14 protein-coding genes, 3 tRNA genes and 2 pseudogenes are annotated in these 21,516 nt (G+C 70.1%); 10 read left to right on the top strand and 9 right to left on the bottom strand.

Annotated features, from left to right (window positions below):
* Positions 1–133 precede the first annotated feature (133 nt).
* The 3 genes from AC3ERT_RS08250 (at position 134) to AC3ERT_RS08240 (ending at position 4,948) form a co-directional block, all read left to right on the top strand.
* The gene (locus AC3ERT_RS08250) at positions 134–1,051 is read left to right on the top strand and encodes a ParB/RepB/Spo0J family partition protein (protein ID WP_435173430.1); all 918 of its coding nucleotides are present in this window, start codon (positions 134–136) and stop codon (positions 1,049–1,051) included.
* Positions 1,052–1,226: 175 nt separating this feature from the next.
* Positions 1,227–2,960 carry an ABC transporter ATP-binding protein gene (locus AC3ERT_RS08245; protein WP_435126761.1) on the top strand — a complete coding sequence of 578 codons (1,734 nt, stop codon included), beginning with the start codon at positions 1,227–1,229 and terminating at the stop codon, positions 2,958–2,960.
* 11 nt (positions 2,961–2,971) lie between these two features.
* Positions 2,972–4,948, top strand: coding sequence for an ABC transporter ATP-binding protein (locus tag AC3ERT_RS08240; RefSeq protein ID WP_435126808.1), 1,977 nt, complete (start codon positions 2,972–2,974; stop codon positions 4,946–4,948).
* A 48-nt stretch (positions 4,949–4,996) separates the two neighbouring features.
* Here AC3ERT_RS08240 and AC3ERT_RS08235 read toward each other — a convergent pair whose 3' ends face one another.
* The 3 genes from AC3ERT_RS08235 to AC3ERT_RS08225 form a co-directional block, all read right to left on the bottom strand.
* Positions 4,997–6,025 carry an RNA polymerase sigma factor gene (locus tag AC3ERT_RS08235; protein ID WP_335984231.1) on the bottom strand — a complete coding sequence of 343 codons (1,029 nt, stop codon included), beginning with the start codon at positions 6,023–6,025 and terminating at the stop codon, positions 4,997–4,999.
* 174 nt (positions 6,026–6,199) lie between these two features.
* Complete coding sequence (locus AC3ERT_RS08230; protein ID WP_335984228.1) at positions 6,200–6,997, bottom strand: ABC transporter permease; 798 nt, start codon at positions 6,995–6,997, stop codon at positions 6,200–6,202.
* A gap of 34 nt (positions 6,998–7,031) precedes the next feature.
* Positions 7,032–7,946 carry an ABC transporter ATP-binding protein gene (locus AC3ERT_RS08225; protein WP_335984227.1) on the bottom strand — a complete coding sequence of 305 codons (915 nt, stop codon included), beginning with the start codon at positions 7,944–7,946 and terminating at the stop codon, positions 7,032–7,034.
* A gap of 641 nt (positions 7,947–8,587) precedes the next feature.
* Between AC3ERT_RS08225 and AC3ERT_RS08220 the strand changes: the two genes are divergently transcribed.
* The gene (locus AC3ERT_RS08220) at positions 8,588–8,920 is read left to right on the top strand and encodes a hypothetical protein (RefSeq protein ID WP_335984226.1); all 333 of its coding nucleotides are present in this window, start codon (positions 8,588–8,590) and stop codon (positions 8,918–8,920) included.
* A 195-nt stretch (positions 8,921–9,115) separates the two neighbouring features.
* Here the strand turns inward: AC3ERT_RS08220 and AC3ERT_RS08215 are convergent, their stop codons facing one another.
* Both AC3ERT_RS08215 and AC3ERT_RS08210 read right to left on the bottom strand, forming a co-directional pair.
* Positions 9,116–10,564, bottom strand: a complete 1,449-nt coding sequence (locus AC3ERT_RS08215; protein WP_435173429.1) for an FGGY family carbohydrate kinase — start codon at positions 10,562–10,564, stop codon at positions 9,116–9,118.
* 87 nt (positions 10,565–10,651) lie between these two features.
* Positions 10,652–10,948: a YtxH domain-containing protein gene (locus tag AC3ERT_RS08210; protein ID WP_335984224.1), complete on the bottom strand. Its 297-nt coding sequence runs from the start codon at positions 10,946–10,948 to the stop codon at positions 10,652–10,654.
* 179 nt (positions 10,949–11,127) lie between these two features.
* Between AC3ERT_RS08210 and AC3ERT_RS08205 the strand changes: the two genes are divergently transcribed.
* From AC3ERT_RS08205 to AC3ERT_RS08195, 3 genes are all read left to right on the top strand, one after another.
* Positions 11,128–11,200 (top strand) — tRNA-Asn (locus tag AC3ERT_RS08205).
* Positions 11,201–11,204: 4 nt separating this feature from the next.
* Positions 11,205–11,277 (top strand) — tRNA-Asn (locus AC3ERT_RS08200).
* A gap of 164 nt (positions 11,278–11,441) precedes the next feature.
* Positions 11,442–11,515, top strand: a tRNA-Ile gene (locus AC3ERT_RS08195).
* A 134-nt stretch (positions 11,516–11,649) separates the two neighbouring features.
* On the opposite strand, the pseudogene AC3ERT_RS08190 reads toward AC3ERT_RS08195, so the two are convergent.
* Positions 11,650–12,801, bottom strand: a pseudogene (locus AC3ERT_RS08190) (tyrosine-type recombinase/integrase); the annotation flags it as partial.
* Between the two features lie 172 nt (positions 12,802–12,973).
* Here AC3ERT_RS08190 and AC3ERT_RS08185 point away from each other — a divergent pair.
* Positions 12,974–13,120: a hypothetical protein gene (locus AC3ERT_RS08185; RefSeq protein ID WP_435126756.1), complete on the top strand. Its 147-nt coding sequence runs from the start codon at positions 12,974–12,976 to the stop codon at positions 13,118–13,120.
* Positions 13,121–13,266: 146 nt separating this feature from the next.
* Here AC3ERT_RS08185 and AC3ERT_RS08180 read toward each other — a convergent pair.
* The 3 genes and pseudogenes from AC3ERT_RS08180 to AC3ERT_RS08170 form a co-directional block, all read right to left on the bottom strand.
* Positions 13,267–14,364 (bottom strand): annotated as a pseudogene (locus tag AC3ERT_RS08180) (MAB_1171c family putative transporter); the annotation flags it as partial.
* Between the two features lie 542 nt (positions 14,365–14,906).
* A complete protein-coding gene (locus AC3ERT_RS08175; RefSeq protein ID WP_435173428.1) occupies positions 14,907–17,591 on the bottom strand; it encodes a family 78 glycoside hydrolase catalytic domain in 2,685 nt (894 codons plus the stop codon).
* 17 nt (positions 17,592–17,608) lie between these two features.
* On the bottom strand, positions 17,609–18,646 hold the full coding sequence (locus AC3ERT_RS08170) for a LacI family DNA-binding transcriptional regulator (RefSeq protein ID WP_435126750.1): 1,038 nt from the start codon (positions 18,644–18,646) through the stop codon (positions 17,609–17,611).
* Positions 18,647–18,958: 312 nt separating this feature from the next.
* Between AC3ERT_RS08170 and AC3ERT_RS08165 the strand changes: the two genes are divergently transcribed.
* The gene (locus tag AC3ERT_RS08165; RefSeq protein ID WP_435173427.1) at positions 18,959–20,458 is read left to right on the top strand and encodes an ABC transporter substrate-binding protein; all 1,500 of its coding nucleotides are present in this window, start codon (positions 18,959–18,961) and stop codon (positions 20,456–20,458) included.
* A gap of 11 nt (positions 20,459–20,469) precedes the next feature.
* Positions 20,470–21,513 carry a carbohydrate ABC transporter permease gene (locus AC3ERT_RS08160; RefSeq protein ID WP_435173426.1) on the top strand — a complete coding sequence of 348 codons (1,044 nt, stop codon included), beginning with the start codon at positions 20,470–20,472 and terminating at the stop codon, positions 21,511–21,513.
* Positions 21,514–21,516: the final 3 nt, after the last annotated feature.

The raw sequence follows: 21,516 nt of genomic DNA, 5'->3' as shown, positions 1-21,516 counted from the left end.
AAGCACGAGTTGTCAGGGGGAGGCAATGGTAGGTCTCGCTGAGACAAGCAGAGCGGTGGCCGCTGTGGTCGCCGTCCGGGGAGAACGGGGAGAACGGGGAGATGACGGACCGGAGATCGTTTCCGTCCCGATCATGCAGATTCTGCCCGGGGACTCACCGCGCCTGAAAGGTGAGGACAAAGGCCACGTACTGCAATTGGCGGCCATAGACGGCCCACTGCCGCCGATATTGGTCGACCGAAGAACGATGCGGGTCATCGACGGTATCCATCGTCTCATGGCGGCCTCCCTCAAGGGCCATAAGTACATCGACGTCAAATTCTTCGACGGCAGCCGTGAAGAGGCTTTCCTCATTGCGGTCGAGGCAAACGTCACGCACGGACTTCCGCTGTCGCAGGCCGACCGCACGGCCGCCGCGCTGCGCATCCTCAAGTCGCACCCCACGATGGCCGACCGGGTCATCGCCAAGTCGACCGGCCTGGGCGCCCGTACGGTCGCGGAACTGCGGCGCTCGTCCGACTCGGTGCCGCAGTCGGACTTCCGCATCGGCCGGGACGGGAAGGTCCGGCCGCTGGACGCGGCGCAGGGCAGGCTGCGGGTCGCCGAGCTGATCAGGGACAACCCGAAGGCGTCACTGCGTCAGGTGGCCCGGTCGGCGGGCATCTCACCGGCCACGGCGCTGGACGTCCGCCGCCGGCTGGAGCGCGGCGACGAGCCCGTACCCAGCCAACGCGGCCGGACCAGGGCCGAGGAGGGCAGCGCGCGCCCCGCACCGGCCGACCCGGACCCCATGGTGGCCAACCCGCCCACCGCCGCCACGCTCGAAAAACTCATGCGCGACCCGTCGCTGCGCCAGAGCGAGCTGGGACGGCGGCTGTTGCGGATGTTCCGGGAGAACGTGGTCGGGGCCAACGAGATGAACGACATCTGCGCCTCGGTGCCTTTGCACTGCATCGAACTCATCATCGAACTGTCCCGGCGCAATTCGCAGATCTGGGAAGGGTTCGCCCAGGAGCTGAACCGGCGGGCGCGGATCGTGAACCCCGACTGACCGCACCGGAAACGGAACCCGCCTGCCCGGACGGGGCGCCGGGGGGACACTTGAGGGCGGGGCCGGCCGCACGGCGACGCTGCGGCCGGCCCCCGCTCAACCTCCGGACGGCCCGCCGCGTCCTGTTGAGCGTCCCCACCCGTGCCCTGCCCGAGGCAACCCGAGGTACCCGCCCGTGCTGATCAGACTCCTGAGATCCCACCTCAGACCGTACAGACGCCCCATCGTGCTGCTGGTCTTCCTCCAACTGCTGTCCACCATCGGGGCGCTGTACCTGCCGACCCTCAACGCCGACATCATCGACAACGGCGTGGTCAAGGGCGACACCGGCTACATCCTCGGGATGGGCGGGGCGATGCTCGGGGTGACCGTGGTGCAGATCGCGTGCGCGATCGGCGCGGTCTTCTTCGGCGCGCGCACCGCGATGTCGGTCGGACGCGACCTGCGCCGGTCCGTCTTCACCCAGGTGCAGCGCTTCTCCGCCCGCGAGGTCGGCCAGTTCGGCGCGCCGTCGCTGATCACCCGCACCACCAACGACGTCCAGCAGGTCCAGATGCTGGTGCTGATGAGCTGCACCCTGATGGTGCCCGCCCCGATCATGTGCGTGGGCGGCATCATCATGGGCCTCGACCAGGACGTGCCGCTGTCCTCGCTGTTCCTCGTCGTGGTGCCGCTGCTGGGCATCACCTCGGCCCTGATCGTGCGGAAGATGCGGCCGCTGTTCCGCACCATGCAGGGGCGGGTCGACGCGGTGAACCGGGTACTGCGCGAGCAGATCACCGGCATCCGGGTGATCCGCGCCTTCGTCAAGGACGGATACGAGAAGGACCGGTTCGGCTCCGCCAACGACGAGTTGACCGCGGTGTCGCTGGCCACCGGCCGGCTGATGGCCCTGACCTTCCCGACCGTGATGGCGATCGTGAACCTCTCCAGCGTGGCCGTGCTCTGGTTCGGCGCGCACCGGATCAACAGCGGCGGCATGCAGATCGGCGCGCTGACCGCGTTCCTCACCTACCTGATGCAGATCCTGATGTCGGTGATGATGGCCACCTTCATGTTCATGATGCTGCCGCGGGCCGAGGTGTGCGCCGACCGCATCGAGGAGGTGCTCGGCACCGACTCCAGCGTGGTGCTGCCGGCCGCGCCGGTCACCTCGCTGCGCCGGCACGGCCATCTGGAGCTGCGCGGCGCCACGTTCGCGTATCCCGGCGCCGAGGCCGCGGTGCTGGTCGGTATCGACCTGGAGGCCAGGCCCGGGCAGGTCACCGCGGTGATCGGCTCCACCGGCAGCGGCAAGTCCACCCTGCTCGGGCTGATCCCGCGGCTGTACGACGCGACCGCGGGCCGGGTACTGGTCGACGGGGAGGACGTCGCCGCGCTCGACCCGGCGCTGCTGGCCGAGACGGTCGGGCTGGTGCCGCAGAAGCCGTACCTGTTCTCCGGGACGGTGGCGAGCAACCTGCGCTACGGCCGGCCGGACGCCACCGACGAGGAGCTGTGGCACGCGCTGCGGGTCGCGCAGGCCGAGGACTTCGTCCGGAAGCTCGAAGGCGGGCTGGAAGCGCCGATCGCGCAGGGCGGCAGCAATGTCTCCGGCGGGCAGCGGCAGCGGCTGGCGATCGCCCGCTGCCTGGTGCGGCGCCCGGAGATCTACCTCTTCGACGACTCCTTCTCGGCACTGGACTACGCCACGGACGCGGCGCTGCGGCAGGCGCTGGCGGCGGAGACCGCGGAGGCGACGGTGGTGATCGTGGCCCAGCGGGTGTCCACGATCCGTGACGCGGACCGGATCGTGGTCCTCGACGAGGGCCGCGTGGTCGGCACCGGTACCCACAGCGAGCTGATGCGGGACAACCCGACCTACCGGGAGATCGTGCTGTCGCAGCTCACCGAGCAGGAGGCGGCGTGAGCGGCGGGGGCATGAGCGGCGGGGGCGGGGACCGGCTGAAGAAGGCGCCGGCGCAGCGCGGACCGGCCCCGGCGGCGGGGCCGGCCCGGTTCATGGGCGGCGGACCCGTCGAGCGGTCGATGGACTTCAAGGGCTCGCTCAAGCGGGTGATCGGGCTGATGCGCCCGGACCGGCTGTGGTTGTGCCTCGTGCTGGCGGTCGGCGTGGTGAGCGTCGCGCTGACGGTGTCCGGGCCGCGCATCCTCGGCCGCGCGACCGACCTGATCTTCGCCGGGGTGATCGGCCGGCAGACCGGCGGCGGCAGCCGGGAGCAGGTCCTGGCGGACCTGCGGGCACACGGCAACGGCAAGCTCGCCGACGTGATGTCCGGCATCGACTTCACCCCCGGCAAGGGCATGGACTTCGGCGCGATCGGCACCGTGCTGCTGGTCGTACTGGCGGTGTACCTCGGCGCGGCGGTGCTCAGCGTGGTCCAGATGCGCACCGCGACGAAGGTGATCAACCGCGCGATCTACCGGCTGCGCCGCGACTGCGAGGCCAAGCTGTCCCGGCTGCCGCTGTCGTACTTCGACCAGCAGCCGCGCGGCGAGGTGCTCAGCCGGGTCACCAACGACATCGACAACATCGGCCAGACCATGCAGCAGACCATGGGCCAGCTGGTGAACTCGCTGCTGACCATCGTCGGCGTGCTGGCGATGATGTTCTGGATCTCCTGGCTGCTGGCGCTGGTCGCGCTCGTCACGGTCCCGGTGACCCTGCTGGTGGCGACCGTGGTCGGCAAGCGGGCGCAGCCGCAGTTCGTGCAGCAGTGGAAGACCACCGGCAAGCTGAACGCGCACATCGAGGAGATGTACACCGGGCACTCCCTGGTGAAGGTCTTCGGCCGGGCGGAGGAGTCCGCGGCGGTCTTCGAGGCGGAGAACGAGGCGCTGTTCCGCTCCGGTTTCCGGGCGCAGTTCATCTCCGGCACGATCCAGCCGCTGATGATGTTCATCGGCAACCTCAACTACGTGCTGGTGGCGGTGATCGGCGGTCTGCGGGTCGCCTCGGGCACGCTGTCCATCGGCGACGTGCAGGCGTTCATCCAGTACTCGCGGCAGTTCAGCCAGCCGCTCACGCAGGTCGCGAGCATGGCGAACCTGATCCAGTCCGGGGTGGCCTCCGCCGAGCGGGTTTTCGAACTCCTCGACGCCGAGGAGCAGTCCGACGAGCCTGCGCACCCCGCCCGCCCGCAGCAGCTGCGCGGCCGGGTCACGCTGGAGGACGTCGACTTCCGCTACCTGCCGGACCAGCCGCTGATCGACGGCCTGTCGCTGGCCGTCGAGCCCGGCCAGACGGTGGCGATCGTCGGGCCGACCGGCGCGGGCAAGACCACCCTGGTGAACCTGCTGATGCGCTTCTACGAGGTCTCCGGCGGCCGGATCACCCTGGACGGCACCGACATCGCCGCGATGTCCCGGCAGGAGCTGCGCGCCGCGATCGGCATGGTGCTCCAGGACACCTGGCTGTTCGGCGGGACCATCGCGGAGAACATCGGATACGGCCACCAGGACGCGACCCGCGAGCAGATCGAGGAGGCCGCCCGCGCCGCGCACGCCGACCGCTTCATCCGCACCCTGCCCGACGGCTACGACACCGTCATCGACGACGAGGGGACCGGCGTCAGCGCCGGCGAGAAGCAGCTCATCACCATCGCCCGGGCGTTCCTGTCCGACCCGGTGATCCTCGTCCTGGACGAGGCGACCAGCTCCGTCGACACCCGCACCGAGGTCCTCATCCAGCGCGCGATGGCCAAACTCAGCCACGGCCGGACCAGCTTCGTCATCGCCCACCGGCTCTCCACGATCCGCGACGCCGACGTCATCCTCGTCATGGAGTCCGGTGCCATCGTCGAACAGGGCACCCACGACCAGCTCCTCGCCGCCGACGGCGCCTACGCCCGCCTGTACTCCGCCCAGTTCGCCCAAGCCGTCGCCGAAGTCGACTGACCCCGCACCCGGGAGCCCCGTACCCGGGAGCCCCGCCCCGCGGCCGCCTCAGTCGAGGTAGCCGCGGAGGTGGGCGGTGTAGGTGTGGTCGCGGAGCTTGGTGAGGGTCTTGGACTCGATCTGGCGGATGCGTTCGCGGGTGACGCCGAAGATCTCGCCGATCTCCTCCAGGGTGCGGGGGCGGCCGTCGGTGAGGCCGTAGCGGAGCTGGACGACCTCGCGTTCGCGGTCAGCGAGGGTGGACAGCACCGCTTCGAGGTGCTCGCGCAGCAGCAGGAAGGCGGCGGACTCGACGGGGGAGGCGGCGTCGCGGTCCTCGATGAGGTCGCCGAAGGCGATGTCCTCCTCGCCGACGGGCGCGTGCAGCGAGACCGGTTCCTGGGCCAGCCGCAGCACCTCGGCGACCCGCGACGCGGGCAGCCCCAGGTGGTCGGCGACCTCCTCCAACGTCGGCTCGCAGCCGCGCTCCTGGACCAGCGCGCGCTGCACCCGCACCACCCGGTTGATCAGCTCCACCACGTGCACCGGCACCCGGATCGTCCGGGCCTGGTCGGCCAGCGCCCGGGACATCGCCTGGCGTATCCACCAGGTCGCGTACGTGGAGAACTTGTAGCCGCGCGCGTAGTCGAACTTCTCGACCGCGCGGATCAGGCCGACGTTGCCCTCCTGCACCAGGTCGAGCATGGTCAGACCGCGGCCGATGTAGCGCTTGCCCACCGACACCACCAGCCGCAGGTTCGCCTCGATCAGCCGCCGCTTGGCCATCCGGCCCATGACCACCAGCCGGTCGAGGTCGACCGCGAGCTGCGAGTCCAGGTCCGGGAAGGCCGCCAGCCGCTCCTCCGCGAACAGCCCCGCCTCGACCCGCCGCGCCAACTCGACCTCGTCCGCGGCGCTCAGCAGCGGGATACGGCCGATCTCCCGCAGGTACTGCCGGAACAGGTCGGCCGACGGCCCGGCCGCGGCGTCCGTACGGCGGCCGGGCAGCTCGCCGACGGGATCGGGCACCACCGGCTCGTCGAGGGCAGGGGGCACCGGCTCGTCGGGCGTGACCTGGACCTGGGCGTCTGTCCGCACGGAAGCGACCTCCGCGGTGAGCGCGTCGTCGGGCTCAAAAGAGGGCTCGGCACCGGGACCCCAGTGTGACCCACGACGCCGCCCGCCACGAGGGTGCTGCGGACCCTTTTTTCACGCCATGTCACCGCCTGCGCCCCGCCTGTCACCGCAGTGCCGGCCGGACCTGCCTGCGCGTCACTCCCACCGGAACAGCTTGGCCGAGGCGCCCAGCAGCACCACCGCCCACGCCACCAGGGTGAGGATCTGCATCCCGTGCGGCCAGTCGCCCTGCGAGGCGTCCTGGAGCGCCTGCACGGCCGCGCCCAGCGGCATGGCGTGGCTGAGGTGCTGGAGCGCCTTGGGCATCGCCGCGATCGGCATCCACAACCCGGCGAAGAACATCATCGGGTAGAAGAGGATCTGGCCGGCGTTCTGCGCGGTCTTCGCGGAGGGCGCCACCGACGCGATGAACAGCCCGATCCCCATCAGCGCGAGGTAGGTCAGGACGACCGCCAGCACGAATCCGCCGACCTGCTTCGGCAACGGCACGCCGTACCCCAGCCGCCCCACCACCAGCAGCACGACCGCGGTGACCAGCGCGATGCCGAGGTTCACGATCAGCTGGGCCGCCAGCACCCGCGACGGCCCGGCCGGGGTGGTGCGCAGCCGGCGCAGCACCCCGCGCTCGCGGTAGTCCGCCAGGGTCTGCGGCAGCCCGGTCAGAGCCAGCAGCGCACCCGAGAACGCGACGAGGATCGGCACGTACACATCGAGCGTCGTCTCGCCGTGGAAGGTGTCGCTGGCCTTGTTGAAGGACGGGATGGCGCCGAAGATGACCAGCAGGATCAGCGGCAGGGCGACCCCGAAGACCAGGCGCATACGCTCGCGGACGAGCAGCTTCAGTTCTATGGCGGTCAGCTGCCACAGCGCGTTGCGGCGCGGGGCGGTTCTGGTGGCACTGGCCATCGCGGTGCTGGCGGTGGTGGTCGACACGACGGGTCTCCTCGGGATCTCTTACTGCGCCGGGCTACTTCGAGTGGTGGTCGTTCTGCGTCAGGGCGAGGAACGCGTTCTCCAGCGTGGCCTGTTCGACGCGCAGGTTCATCGGCTCGACCTTCGCGTCCGCCAACGCCGAGGTGACGACGTTGAGGGAGTTGTTGTTGCCGGTGACCACCACGTACTCACCCTGGCGGGCCACCGAGGTCACGTCGGGCAGCCGGGTGAGGAGGCTGTCGTCGAAGGAGGTGGACGGCCGGAAGTGGATGCGCTGCTCCGACTCGACCCGGGAGATCAGTCCCGAGGGGGTGTCGATGGCCGCGACCCGCCCCTTGTCGATCAGGGCGATCCGGTCGCACAGCCGCTCGGCCTCCTCCATGAAGTGGGTGACCAGCAGGATGCTGACGCCGCTGGCCCGGACGGTCTCGATCAGCTCCCAGGTCTCGTGCCGCGCCGCCGGGTCCAGCCCCGTGGTCAACTCGTCGAGCACCGCCACCTTCGGGTTGCCGACCAGCGCCAGCGCCACCGACAGCCGCTGCTTCTGACCGCCCGACAGCTTGCTGTACGGCGTCTTCGCCTTGCCGGTCAGGCTCAGCGCGTCCATCAGCTCCTGCCAGTCCCGGGGGTTGCTGTAGAAGGAGCTGTACAGCGACAGCGCCTCCGCCACCCGCATCCGGTCCGGCAGTTGGCCGTCCTGCAACTGGACGCCGAGCTGGCGGGTGATCTCGGCGCGCTCCACCTGCGGGTCGAACCCGAGCACCGTGACCTCGCCGCGGTCGCGCTGCCGCAGCCCTTCCACGCATTCCACGGTCGTGGTCTTGCCGGCGCCGTTCGGACCGAGAATTCCGAAGATCTCGCCTTCCTCGATGGAGAAGGAGACGTCGTCGACCGCGACCGTGTCCCCGTACTCCTTGTGCAGGTTCCGCACCTCAACCACAGCCGTCATTGGGGGTTTCCTCCGAGTTTTCCGCGCTCCGCCGACCATGTCTTCCCGCCGACTTCCGCTGCGCGCTCAGCCTGTGAAGTTCCGGCGATATCGAGAACGTACCGGCGGCGCGGTTCCGGCGTAATCCTGTTACGCCCCGGACCGGGTGGGCCTGCACCCACCTTTTCGCCGGTGGCGCGCGGCGCCTGAGGCCGCGTCAGGTCTGGGCGGGCGGTCGGCGGCCACCGGCCACCGGCCGCGCGACCCGCCTGCCGCGCCCGGTTCCCACCGCCGGCGTCCATGGCTGCTCCCGTCACCGGCGGGGCCGGGTCCGCCCGGTCGGCAGGCCGAACCTATCGCCGCCGCCCGCCGCGGGACATCCCGCTACACCCCGTCCGCGGTGGGTCCAGGCCCACCCGCCCCGCTCCGGACCTGCGACGTGCGGTGCGGCCGCTCAACCGAGGGGGCCGCGGCAGTTGAACGGCAGCGGGCCGATCGCGCGGCTGAACGGACCCGACTTCCCTGCCCGCGCCGGTCCGTGGGCGGTCGCGATCCCGCCCGCTGTTCGCCGGCGCTCGGGCGGACCTGCTGAGCATTGCGTGCGCGCGGAAGCTCCGGCTAGCGTTTCTCATAAAGTCGCGACGATGAAGAGGTGACGCACAGTGGGGCACAAATTCTCACTGATTCTCAGCCGGGAGATCACCGACGAGGAATCAGTCACGTTCAAGCAGGCCGGCGGCGGCAGCGCCGTTTTTCTCGCCGACACGCTTCCGACCAATTCCGCCGTCTCCGTCACTCGGATCGACTTCGACGACGCGGTGACGGAGACCCTGGCCGAGTCGATCCAGTCGGCGCTGGACGTCGCCGGGGAGATTCCGGACCTGACGGTTCCCGGGCTCAGCGTGCCGGCCGTGCCGAAGGAGGAGCCGCCGGCGGGAGAGGCGGCCGAGGGCGAGCTCGCGGAGAGCGCGCAGGCCGTCGCCGCAAGCGTGTAGCCACGTTTTCCGGGTTCGGAAGACATCGATATGGCGGCGCCGTCCCGGTCGCCGCAGCGCCGTTCCCCCGCAGTCCGTTCCCAGGCGGGGGAACGGCTTTTCCGCCCCCGGCCCCCGGCGGCTTTCGTGCCCACCCCGCCAGGGGTACCGCCCCGGATGCTGCCGTCCGCCCCGGGTGTCGCCGTCCCCGCGGGCTCAGCGCAGCGCGTCGAAGGCGCCCGGGTGCGTGTGCTCGCGCACCGACGTGTACTGCTGGCGGACCGCGGTGCCCACGGCCGCGTCCTCGCCCGGCTCGAAGTGCCGGGCGCCCTCCAGCGCCCACGGCGGCGGCTCGCTCTGCGTCCGCGACCCGAGCACCGCGCCCAACGACCACGCGGCCTGCCTGGCGGCGCCCAGCGCGGCGTACTCCCCGGCCTGCGGCACCACCACCGGCGCGCCGAACAGCGGCGGCGCGATCCGCTGCACCGCGGGCAGCTCGGCCGCCGGGCCCAGCAGGAACACCCGGCGCACCTCGACGCCCTTGCCGCGCAGCACGTCCAGCGCGTCGGCGAGCGCGCACAGCATCCCCTCGAACGCCGCCCGCGCCAGGTGCTCGGGCTTCATCGAGTCCCGCCGCAGCCCGCTGAGGGTGCCCGCGGTGTGCGGCAGGTCGGGGGTGCGCTCGCCCTCCAGGTACGGCAGCAGCACCAGCCCGTAGGAGCCCGGCGTCGAGGTCAGCGCCCGCTCGGACAGGCCCGGCAGGTCGGTGCCGAGCAGTTCGGCGGTGCCGCGCAGGGTCCGGACCGCGTTGCGGACCTGGAGCAGCGGCAGGTGGTGGCCGGTCGCGTCGGCGTACGAGGTGATAGTGCCGGTCGGGTCCGGCAGGGCCGCGGTGTGCACCGCGAAGACGGTGCCGCCGGCGCCGAGCGAGACCACCGCGTCGCCGGGGCCCAGGCCCAGGCCCAGCGCGGCGGCCATCGCGTCGCCGGTGCCGGCGGAGATCAGCAGGCCCTCGGGGGTCTGCCCGGCCGGCTCGGCGGGGGCGAGCACGTCGGGCAGCCGGGCGCTGTGGCCGAGCGCGCGCTCCACCAGGTCCGGGCGGTACTCGCCGGTGGCCGCCGACCAGTAGCCGGTGCCGGAGACGTCGCCGCGGTCGGTGGTGCGGCGGTCCGGGCGGCCGAGCAGCTGCCAGACCAGCCAGTCGTGCGGGAGCAGCACCTCGGCGACGCGCTGGGCGGCGGCCGGTTCGTGCTGGGCCAGCCAGCGCAGCTTCGCCACCGGGAACGACGCCTGCGGCACCGCGCCGACCGCCTCGGCCCAGCCGGCCGGGCCGCCCAGCTCCTCCACCAGGTCCGCCGCCTGCACCTGGGCCCGCTTGTCGCCGCGCAGCAGCGCCGGGCGCACGGTGACACCGCCGGCGTCCAGCGCCAGCAGGCCGTGCTGCTGGCCGGCGATGCCGATCGCCTGCACGCCCTCCAGCACGCCGCCGCCGGCCGCCTCGCCCAGCGACAGCAGCCACGCCTGCGGATCGATCTCGGTGGGCTTCTCGCCGTCGTCGAGGGGGTGCGGGGCGTGGCCCTGCCGCAGCACCGCCCCGGTGTCCGTGTCGCACACGACGATGGTGGTGCCCGTGGACGAGCTGTCTATGCCGGCGACTTTCCCCATGGGCGAATGATGCCGTACGGCGGGGGCGCGCCGCGCGGGGGTCCGCCCTCGGCACCGGGCGGGGTGGCGGGCCGGGGGCGGTACGGGTCAGGTGTTCGAGGTGCCCCACTCGCTGTCGGGGCCGTGGCCGTTGCGGCTGGCGCGGATCTTCCCGGCCAGGGCGTCGGGCATCCGGTCACCGACCTTGGCGGTCACCGTCTCCTTCGCCCGGCCCGCCGCGGTGCGGCCCTGCTGCATGGCGGACTCGGCGGTGTTGCGCACCGCGGGGTTCTGCGCGACCTTGCGGGCGGCCTCGCGGATCTGCTCGTACCGCTCCCGCCCGGCGCGGGCCCCGAGCACGAAACCGACCAGGGCTCCCGTGATGAACGTCAGCCGGTAGCGCATGGCTCCACCCTTCCTCACTCAGGTTCTGCCGGTCTCTAGGCGCCTTACCCTGCGTCGCGGGGTGCAACCCCCTGCAAGCGGTTGGCGGAGCACCCCCCTGCTTGCGCTAATGTATGTGTCGCACCGAGCGTGCGCCCGCCGGGAGGTCCCTGTGGGTGCATTCGGCGCACACAGTGCGATCCCCTGTAGCTCAATTGGCAGAGCAGCCGGCTGTTAACCGGCAGGTTACTGGTTCGAGTCCAGTCGGGGGAGCTGGTCCCCTGTAGCTCAATTGGCAGAGCAGCCGGCTGTTAACCGGCAGGTTACTGGTTCGAGTCCAGTCGGGGGAGCGCAGGATCAGGACCCTCCGGGGTCCTTTTTCGTCTCCCGGCCACGCCGCGCCGTCAGTTCGGGCCGCGCCGCGTCCACCTGACGACCTGTCCGTACACCCGCGAGGGCGACAGATCGTATGAGCGGCTATGCTGCGGCAGACGGCGTGCACGGCACGCCGTACGGGGCGGTAGCTCAGCCGGTTAGAGCAGCGGACTCATAATCCGTCGGTCGTGGGTTCGAGTCCCACCCGCCCCACCCCGCGGCACCCCGCTCCCAGCGGCTTCCACCTGGGGAAACGCGGTTTCCCTAGCGGTTCCGGGCGAGCCCTTGGGGGTGGCTGGAAGGCCCTGTGAGCCCGGTGTGAGCCCGGGGGCGCCGCCTCCCCCGATCGGCCGAGCGCGCGGCACGATCCTGGCGGCCCTCTCGGCCACCGCGCGGTCAACCTCGGGCAGCAGGCTCGTGTACGTGTCCGAGGTGAGCGTGATCGTGGAGTGCCGCAGCATCTCCTTGATCGTGTGGAGGTCTCCGCCTCCCGCGTGAGCGAGCGTGGCCGCCACGTGGCGGAGGTCGCGGAGATTGATCGGCGGCAGGTTGGTGGCCCTCCGGACGCGTCGGAAGGCGTCGGACAGCATCTCCGGGTGGAGAGGGCTCCCGTCCTCCTGCGTGAAGACCTTGCCCGAGTTCTGCCAGGACCTTCCCCAGCTGAGGCGTTCTTTGCGCTGGCGGGCGCGGTGCAGACGCAGCACCCGCACGGTCAGGCTGTCGATGTGGATGGGTGAAGCGCTCCCGTCGGTTTTGGGCGCCGACTCGTACGGAGTCCACCCGTCCTGGACGATCTCCTTCGCCGGCGTCAGCAGACCCGCCTCCAGGTCGATGTCGACCCACTCCTGGCCGACCGCTTCCCCCCGGCGGAGGCCGCGGAACGCGATGAGATGGAAGGCCGCGTAGAGGCGGTCGTCCGCTGCCTCGTCCAGGAAGACACCCAGCTGAGGCGGCATCCAGACCATCACCCGCCCTGGTATTTCGCCGGTCTCCTGCCACCTGCGGACGCGTTCATCCGTCCACAGCAGTGGCTTGGGTCGCCTGCCGGAGTCCAACTCGACGTGTTCCGCCGCGTTGAAGATGATCAGCTGGCGCGCGATGGCCGCGTTCAGCGCGGCTCGAAGTGTGGAGCGGATGCGCTGTCGTGTCGCTGCTCCCGTGACCAGGCGGTACGGCGGCATCTTGGCGAGTGCCGCTCGCTTGGCCGCGAGGCGCGTGCGCTCTCCCGCGGTCGGCGCGCCCGGCTTGCCAGGGGTGCACCGTGCCACCTGTGCCCGGCGTGCCGAGTTCTCGGCGAGGATCACTTCGTTGTGGTCTTTGATGGCGTCGAACATCTCCTGGATGTGGCCGACGTTCAGTCGGTCCAGGCGTATGTGGCCGATGCGGGGCTTCAGGTGGTTCTCGATGTGCGAGGCGTATCCCCGCGTTGTCGTACGGCGGGTCTTCTTCGCGTTCAGCCAGCTGTCCAGCCACTCGCCCACGGTCATGTCCGACCGTAGATCGACTGCCGAGTAGAGCAGGTCCCGCCGCCCCGCCAGGTACCACAGGGCTTCGGCGAAGTGGAACACCGGATTGGCCTTCCGCGCGGCCAGGTACGGCAACCGCTGTCCGCCGTGTGCTCCACGCTGCCACCCGATTTCGCCGAACGACCACGAACAGGACACCCGCACGATGAACCCCGCGGTCCCCGCGCCCACTGCTTTACCCGCCAAAGAGCCCGACGCCACCACCGGCTCGGTACGGCAGTGGGCGATCACTACGACCACCGGAGAGCGCACCACCAGGTCGGGCGCTGCCGGGAAGGCCAGCATCCAGTAGTAGGCCCGATGCCCTGGACCCCATCCCGGCCGCTCCCAGTGGTTCGTCATCCGCGTCCGCCCGCTCCTGGCTGTCGTCCGCGTCGACCTCGTGAACCTCTTCCCTGGATGAGGTCGCCGAGCGCACGGGCGAATCGGACTTCGCCGTCAGACTCCGGCCGGCTCTGGCGGAGCGTCGTCGCGGACATGGATGCCGAGGCGTGTGTAGGCGGCGGCGACGCGGACGAGCCACTCGGTGTCTTCGCGGAGGTCTTCGCGGGGCACTGTGTCGACCCGCGGCTGTTCGACGTCTTGGGCGAGGTGGCCGGCGCGCATCGCGGTGAGTGCCGCGTTCACGGCAGCGGCCTCGACGAGCGCGTCTCGCTCGTACGCATCGACGTCAGCGGCGCGTTGGGCGCTCACCAGGGCCTGCTGGGAGCAGTAGGGGCGGAGGGCGAGGAGGGCGTCGTTGATCTCGACCACGCGGCGCTGGAGCCTGAAGTCCGGTTCGGCTGCGGGGCATCGGTCGTGGTGCAGGACGATGTGTGGCATCGCGGTGGTCAGGTCGTTCCACAGCGGGCCGAGCGCGGCGAGGGAGCGCTCCTCCCAGTGGCGGCGGCGGGCCTGGCTGATCGGGTAGGCCACGGCGGGCAGCGTCAGTCCGATGCAGAGAAGCAGCATCGAGAGCAGCGGGCATGTCATGCCGAAGAAGCACGGCGCGGTGACCAGTGATGAGCATCCGGTGTTGTCCGGGATGGCGTTCAGGCCAAGGCCCAGGGAGGCCACGACGCTCAGCTTGTACGCGGTGTACATCAGGGCGAAGGCGCAGCTGCCGGTGGCCAGGCCCAGGCCGAGTCGGACGCTGCTGCGGCGCGCGGTTGCCGACTGCCGCAGCGTCTGCTGCGCGAAGCCGATGATGGCGTAGCTGAGGTAGGAGATGTACAGCAGCACGTAGAGCGCGTACGCCTGCGGGGAGTCGTGGACCGTCTGCCGGTAGGTGAACAGCGTGGTCATCCCGAGGACTGTGGCGGCGAGGAGGGCCAGGTTGATCCGGACCAGGCGTCGTGCCTGCGCGGGTTCGACGGTGAGGTGGACGCACACGGCGAGGGTGAGGTGCGCGGCCGTCAGCGAGGAGCAGTTGCTCAGCAGCAGGTCCAGGTGCGGTACCGCCGTGTCGGCGGCGTTCGCGCCCAGTGGTGAGTTGAGGGCGAAGGCGATCGCGAAGGAACCGAGGAGCGCTCCGACTGTGCGGGTGCGGGCTGGGCGCGGCGTGCCTCGGCCGAGGCTCCAGTAGCCGCGGCCGCGGCGAGCAGGCTGTCACCACCCGGCCACCGGCCTGGGCGCCCAGTCCCTGTAGTCGGCATCAGCCAGGATCTCGACTACAGGCCCGTCGGCCAAGAGCTGACCACCCCCCCGCACCGCACGTGCAAGAAGAGCGCCCCGGACCGGTACGAGGAGATCCACGAGGGCCAGCGCAAGGCGCACTCATCACGACGTATCCGTGCCGAGCACGGCATCGCCCATCTGAGGAACTGGCGAGCCCCGGCCCGCCATCACGGCCGCCGCGAGCGTATGGGCGGCACCCTCCAAGCCATCGCCGGCCTGCTGGCCCACCAGCAGAGCGCGGACCCGAACCCGACATGGCACATGTGAAGCCGGGGCGCACCGAAGTTCGCGACGTCTCACCGCTTACCGTGCACGAGTTCGCCAGGCGGTGGTGCCCGGGCGCACAGTCGCTCGACGGGGACGAGTCCGCGCAGCGCGGGTGGAGTTCTCTCTGACGACCTGGACGTGGGATACCGCTCACCTCATGGCATGGGGGAGTGGAGGAGGGTGAACTCGTGGCGGCCCGGCCCGACGTAGAAGGGCGGCTGACCATCGGGGAGGTGGACCTGGGCCCGGGTGTTCGGCGGTATCAGTGCCGTGACGGTGAGGGTGCCGCCGTCGAGTCGCCAGTCGGCCTCTGCCCTGCCGTACGGCGTCTCGTGGGCGGCGCGGGCCCAGGTGAGTCCGGCGCCGGGGATGGGGGCGATACGGATGCGCCGCCAGCCGGGAGCGGCCGCGGCGAGCCCGGCAACCGTGCGGTGCATCCAGTCGGCGACGGCGCCCAGGGCGTAGTGGTTGAACGAGGTCATCTCGCCCGGGTTGATAGTTCCGTCGGGCAGTATCGAGTCCCACCGTTCCCATACCGTGGTGGCCCCCATCGTGACCGGGTAGAGCCAGGACGGGCAGCCGCGCTCCAGCAGCATGCGATAGGCGAGGTCGGGTTCACCGATGTCGCACAGCGCGTCGCAGATCAGAGGGGTGCCGGCGAAGCCGGTGGCGATCCGGAAGCCCGACGCCCGGACGATCTCGGCCAGTCGGCGGCCCGTACTCTCCTTCCTGCGGACGTCGGGTAGCAGGGCGAAGCGCACTGCGAGTGCGTACGCGGTCTGGGTGTCGCTGGACAGCCGCCCGTTCGCGGTGGCGAACTCGGCGCAGAACGAGTCCCTGACCCGGTCGGCCAGCATCCGGTAGGCATCCGCGTCCTGCCGCTTGCCCAGCAGGTCCGCGACGTCGGCGAGTACGTCGGCGGATCGCACCAGGTAGGCGTTCGCGACCAGGTCCCCGTCGGTCCGGGACGATCCCGGCTCGTCGGCGGGGGCGGCTGGGTCGAGCCAGTCGCCGAACTGGAAGTCCTGCCGCCACAGGCCGCCGCCCTGCTCGGCAAGAGTCGCAACCTTGTCGACCCACGCGGTCATGCTCGGGTACTGCGCCCGCAGCAGCTCCTTGTCGCCGAAACGCGTGTACAGCGTCCACGGCAGCAGCACGGCCACATCGCCCCACACGGCGTACATCTCCCCGACCCCGAACCCCGGCGGCAGCGCCTCCGGCACGACCAGCGGCGGCACCCGGTCGGGCCGGGCGAACTGCTCGGCGGCCAGGTCGCGGAGCCAGCCGGTGAGCATTCCGGAGCAGTCGTACAGGAAGCTCGCGGTGGGCCCGAAGACCTGGATGTCGCCGGTCCAGCCGAGGCGTTCGTCGCGCTGCGGGCAGTCCGTGGGGATATCGAGGAAGTTGCCGCGCATGCCGCGCACCACGTTGTCGTGCAGTCGGGTGACGAGCGGGGCGGAGCAGGAGAACCATCCGGTCCGCCGCATGTCGGTGTGCAGCACGACGGCCTCGATGTCGGCGGGGTCCAACGGGCCCGGCCAGCCCTCGATCTCGGCGTAGCGGAAGCCGTGGAAGGTGAACCGGGGTTCGTATGTCTCGCTGCCGCCGCGCAGTGTGTACCTGTCGGTGGCAGCGGCTTGCCGCAGCGGGCGGTAGGCGGGTTCACCGTTCTCCAGGACTTCCGCGTGGCGCAGCGTGACGGTGTGCCCGGCCGGGCCCGACACGCGTACCCGCAGCCGCCCGACGAGGTTGCAGCCGAAGTCCAGCACGGTGCGGCCGGCCGGGGTGCGCAGTACTTCCACCGGCCGCACGATCTCGGTCCGGCGTACCGGCGGTCCGGTGGGGGCGACCAACTCGGCCGTGGGCAAGGGGAGGTCTTGCACGCGTTGCCAGCCCGCCAGGTCGTGCCCGGGTAGTGACCACCCTGGGCGTTCGAGCCGCGCGTCGTACGTTTCGCCGTCGTACAGCTCCGAGCGGAGCAACGGCCCCTCGGCTGTGCGCCATTGGCGGTCCGTGCCGACGAACGTCGTGCTGCCGTCGAGGTGCCGGACCTCCAGTTGGGCGAGAAGGGCACGCCTGGTGCCGTAGCGGTTGCGGACGCCGCCGCCGAAGCCGAGCCGCCCGGTGTACCAGCCCTCGCCGAGGAGCGCGCCGATCGTGTTCCGGCCGGGACGTAGCAGGGCGGTGACGTTGTAGGTCTGGTAGCGCAGCCGGTGGTGGTAGGAGGTCCAGCCGGGTGCGAGAACGTGATCGCCGACCGGCTCGCCGTTGAGTTCCATCTCGTACACCCCGTATGCCGTGGCGTACAGCCGGGCGGAGACGGCGGGGGAGTGGAGGGTGAAGTCGCGTCGCAGCATTGCTACCGGAAGCGGCCCGGCGGGATCGTTCCAGTCGGGGGTGATCGGGCACGCCTTCCAGTCGGCGCGCTCCAGTAGGCCCGTCTCGACGGTCGTGGCCGCTGACCAGGCCGAAGGCGTCTCGTCCGCGGAGCCCCACACGCGTACCCGCACGTCCACCCGATCCCGTGAGCGCAGCGGGGCCCCGGGCCACGGCACGAGCACGGACTGTCCGCCCGGCATCCGTCCCGTGCGATGCAGGACGTGGTCGACCGCATCGGACGGGACGGGCGTACCGTCGGGACCGGCCGAGCAGACCGGGGTGCGGGAGTCGACCGTTCGGTCCCTGCCGACGACCTCGATCTCGTACCCGCCCTGCATCCAACCCGGCTGCCCGGTGACGGTCCGCCAGCTCAGGCGGGGCCTGCTCTCCCCGATGCCCACCGGCTCGCGGTGGTGCTCGACCGTCGGTGCCTCGACCCGCACGATGTCGGCTGTCTCCACCCTAGCCCTGAGCCCCCTCACGCCCGAGGCACCGCGGTGCTGCCGCGCACCAGCAACTCGGTGGTGGTGCCCCGCAGATGGCCGGCCTCCTCGCCGTCGACCAGCAGCACGAGCTGCCGGGCGGCGGCCATGCCGTACTGGAAGAGATCACGGTGCAGGGTGGTCATCGCCGGCCTGACCACCTCGGACAGTACGGAGTCGTCCCAGCCGATGATGGACAGGTCGTCGGGCACCGCGATGCCGCGGTGCTGGAGGTCGAACATGGCTTCCACCGCGAGGGTGGGGTCTTCGTGGATGAGCGCGGTCGGCGGATCGTTGGAGCGCAGCCAGCGGGAGAGGATGTCCTCCTCGCCGGAGTCGGACTTGTGGTGATAGCCCATCAGGTCCGCTGCCAGACCAGCATGTTGCATGGCGTCGCGGAACATCTGCTCGCGGGCGAGCGAGTGCCGGTACTGCGAGCGGACCCCGATCCGGCAGATCCGGCGATGTCCGAGGGCGGCCAGGTGTTCGACCGCGAGGTTCATCGCCGCCTCGTCGTCGGTCCACACCGACGGGATCGTCGACACCTCCCTGGTGTCGCCTATGATCACGGCGGGCAGGCCGATCTGCTCCAGGAAGGGCAGCCGTGGGTCGTCCTGGTAGGGGTTGAGCACCAGCACACCGTCCACTCGGCGCTCGTCGCGCCAGCTCTGGTATGTACGGTTGGCGGTGGCCAGGTCCGGGACGTTGTGCATGATCAGCAGGATGTCGCGGGCGGCTAGCTCTTCTTGGATGCCCGGCAGGAAGCGCAGCAGGAACTCGGGCAGCGCCCCCTTGATCTGGTTGGAACCGACAAGCACGATGCCGACCGCATCGACGCGTGAGCGGTGCAGAGCTCGGGCTGAGCTGTTGGGGCGCCACCCCATCCGGTCGGCGATCTCCAGGATGCGCCGCCGGGTCTCCTTGCTCACCCCGGGTAGATCATTGAGCGCGTACGAAACGGTGGCCGTGGACACCTGCGCCTGCCGCGCGATGTCGGTGATGGTGGCTCGTTTCGGCTCTCGCCTGGTGCCCATGTCCCGCACGCTCCTGATGGTGTGTGTGGTGCTGTCCGACTCGGTGCGGCCGTGCGGAGCCTGTTCGGGCAACTGTGTCCGGCCTCTTGCATCTTAAAGCTTTAAGGTGTTTCATCACCGTAACACAAGCCAAGGCGGCCGTGAGGTCGACCGAGAGAGCCACACGTACGCGCCGATGCGGTACTCGGAAACCGCCAACCCCTATGCACCGAGTTCGCCGCGGTGGGCGCGTCACCGAGAATCCCCCTGTTTTTTCAGACCGCCGGGGATGATTCCTGCCCATCGCATTAATCGATTAAGCCTGGAGAGACGATGTCCGCTTCGGACCCTTCGAGAACCCATCTCAGCCGGCGCGGCCTGCTCAGGTCGGCCGCAGCGCTCGGCGGAGCGGCCGCACTCGGCGGCGCACTCAGCGCGTGCAGCTCCTCGTCGGGTGGTAGCGGCGGCACCGCGATCACGCACTGGGACTACTACGACTCCCAGGAGCCGTGGGTGAAGAACGAGCTGGCGCTCTTCGGCAGGGCGCACCCCTCGATCCACGTGAAGCGCACCAAGAACGCCCAGGCCAGTTACGACAACCTCTTCAACCTGGCCGAGCGCAGCAACCGGGCCCCGGACACCTTCTTCCTCACCAAGCAGACCGTGCCAATCAACCAGCAGGTGCAGAAGGGCTGGCTGCTACCGCTGGACAAGTACGCCACCGCCGAGTGGATCCGGAGCTTCCCGCCCTATTCCTTCGTCGAGGGCCTGAACGTCTTCGACGGCAAGATCTACTCCGCGCCCTTCACCGGCAGCGGCCCCGCCAACCAGCTCTACATCAACAACAAGGTCTTCAGGGACGCCGGCCTCACCAACCCCGACGGCTCGGTGCAGGTGCCGAAGACCTGGGACGACATGAGCCGTGCGGCCGCCACGATCAAGGCCAAGAGTGGCGGGAAGACCTACGGGCTGGGCTTCGGCAACGGCTCGACCAACCTGTTCGCGTGGTGGTTCGACGTCCTGGTGCGCGCCGCCGGCAGCCCTGGTGGCGCCACCGGCCTCGACATGCGCACCGGAAAATACACCTACGGCACCGACCGCAACTACGCCGACCTGATCGAGCTGATCATGGGCTGGAAGAAAAAGGAGTATTTCTACCCGGATTCGCTGAGTATCTCCGACGAGATCGCCCGCGCCTACTTCGAACGCGGCAAGTTCGGAATGACGGTCGGCGGCGTGTGGAACGAAGCCGAGTGGACCTCGCACGGATTCACCGATTACAGCATCACCACGCTCATCGGGCCCGAGGAGACGAGAAAGGGCTATTTCTACACCACGCCTGCCAGTAGTCCCCTGCTCGCCATCAACGCGCATACGAAACATCCCGACGCCGCCTGGGAATGGTTCTCCTGGTGGTACGGCAAGGACGCCGGTGTGCGGTGGACGCAGAAGTACCACGAGGACCTGTCGGTCCACCCGGAGGCGAACGACGCGTCGAAGATCTCTTTCAAGCCGTTCGCGGACTTCGTGGCGCTGGACAAGCTCGCGATCGGCGGCCCGCAGCCGTGGATCCGCAACCCCGCCACCTCCAGCGTGGTAGTCCCCCCGGTGCAGCCTGACCTGGGCGCCGTGGTGGCCGGCGTCTACAGCGGCCAGATCAAGAACGTCAGCAGCGCGCTGAAGTCGCTCGGCGACCGCAGCCAGTCCGCGCTGGAACAGGGCATCCAGGAGGCGAAGAAGCAGGGCCTCAAGGTCAGCGCCGCTGACTGGGTGTTCAGCGACTGGGACCCCACCAAGCCCTACAAGTGGGACATCCCGGAGTACCCGAAGTGACCGAGCACCTGGTGAGACCACCTCGCACCGGACCACCGCCACCAGCCTCCGGCCGTCCGCGAAGCGCCGCGGTCCGGCCTGCGCGCCGCACCGGCTCCGGGCTACTCGCCCGGGTCAAGGCCGGCCGCTGGTCCTATCTCTACCTGACGCCGTTCGTGCTGCTGGTGGCGGCGTTCACGCTGTATCCGATCGGCGCATCGCTGGTGTACACGCTGTTCCAGTGGAACGGCGTGGGCTCGCCCAGCCACTACGTAGGGCTCGCGAACTTCCGCCAGGTCATCCACGACCACGTTTTCTGGCGGTCCTTCGGCCACACGTTCCAGTACACCCTGGTGCTGGTGCCGTTGCAACTCCTGCTGGCGCTGGTGCTCGCGGTGGTGCTGAACAACAAGAAGCTGCGCTTCTCCACCTTCTACCGCTCGGTGTTCTTCCTTCCGGCGGTGATGTCTCCGGCGATCATCGCCGTGGTCTTCCAGCTGATGCTGAGCAACTTCGGTGACAGCATCAACGCCTGGCTGATCAAGGGCCACCTGATGCACCACCAGGTGGACTGGCTTGGCGATCCGCACACCGTGATGTGGGTGGTCATCGCCATCGGTATCTGGAACACCCTCGGCTACAACCTCGTCTACTTCCTGGCCGGCCTGCAGTCCATCCCCGAGGAGTTGTACGAAGCCGCGTCGCTCGACGGTGCCGGTGCGTGGAGCAAGTTCTGGCACGTCACCCTGCCGGGGCTGCGCGAGGTCGGGTTGATGATCCTCTTCCTGGCGACTCTCGGCAGTCTCCAGGTCTTCGACCTCGTCCAGGTCCTCACCGGCGGTGGACCGTACTACTCCTCCAGCGTCGTCAACACCTACATCTACCAGGAGGCGTTCGGCGGGGGACTGTCCGCCGGCGGCGCCGGGATCAACGTGCAGCCGAACGTGGGGTTCGCCTCGGCCGCGTCGTTCTTCTACGGGCTGATCCTGATGGTGATCACGGTGTCGCAGGCGCTCCTGTTGCGGCGGATGCGTGCACGCAGGAACGCCGCCCGCGGCGTACGAGAAGGGCAGTGAACC

It is taken from the genome of Actinacidiphila sp. bgisy145, from assembly GCF_057708125.1.
Note: the sequence above shows the minus strand (reverse complement) of the source record. Positions and strands in the feature narration are given on the sequence as shown.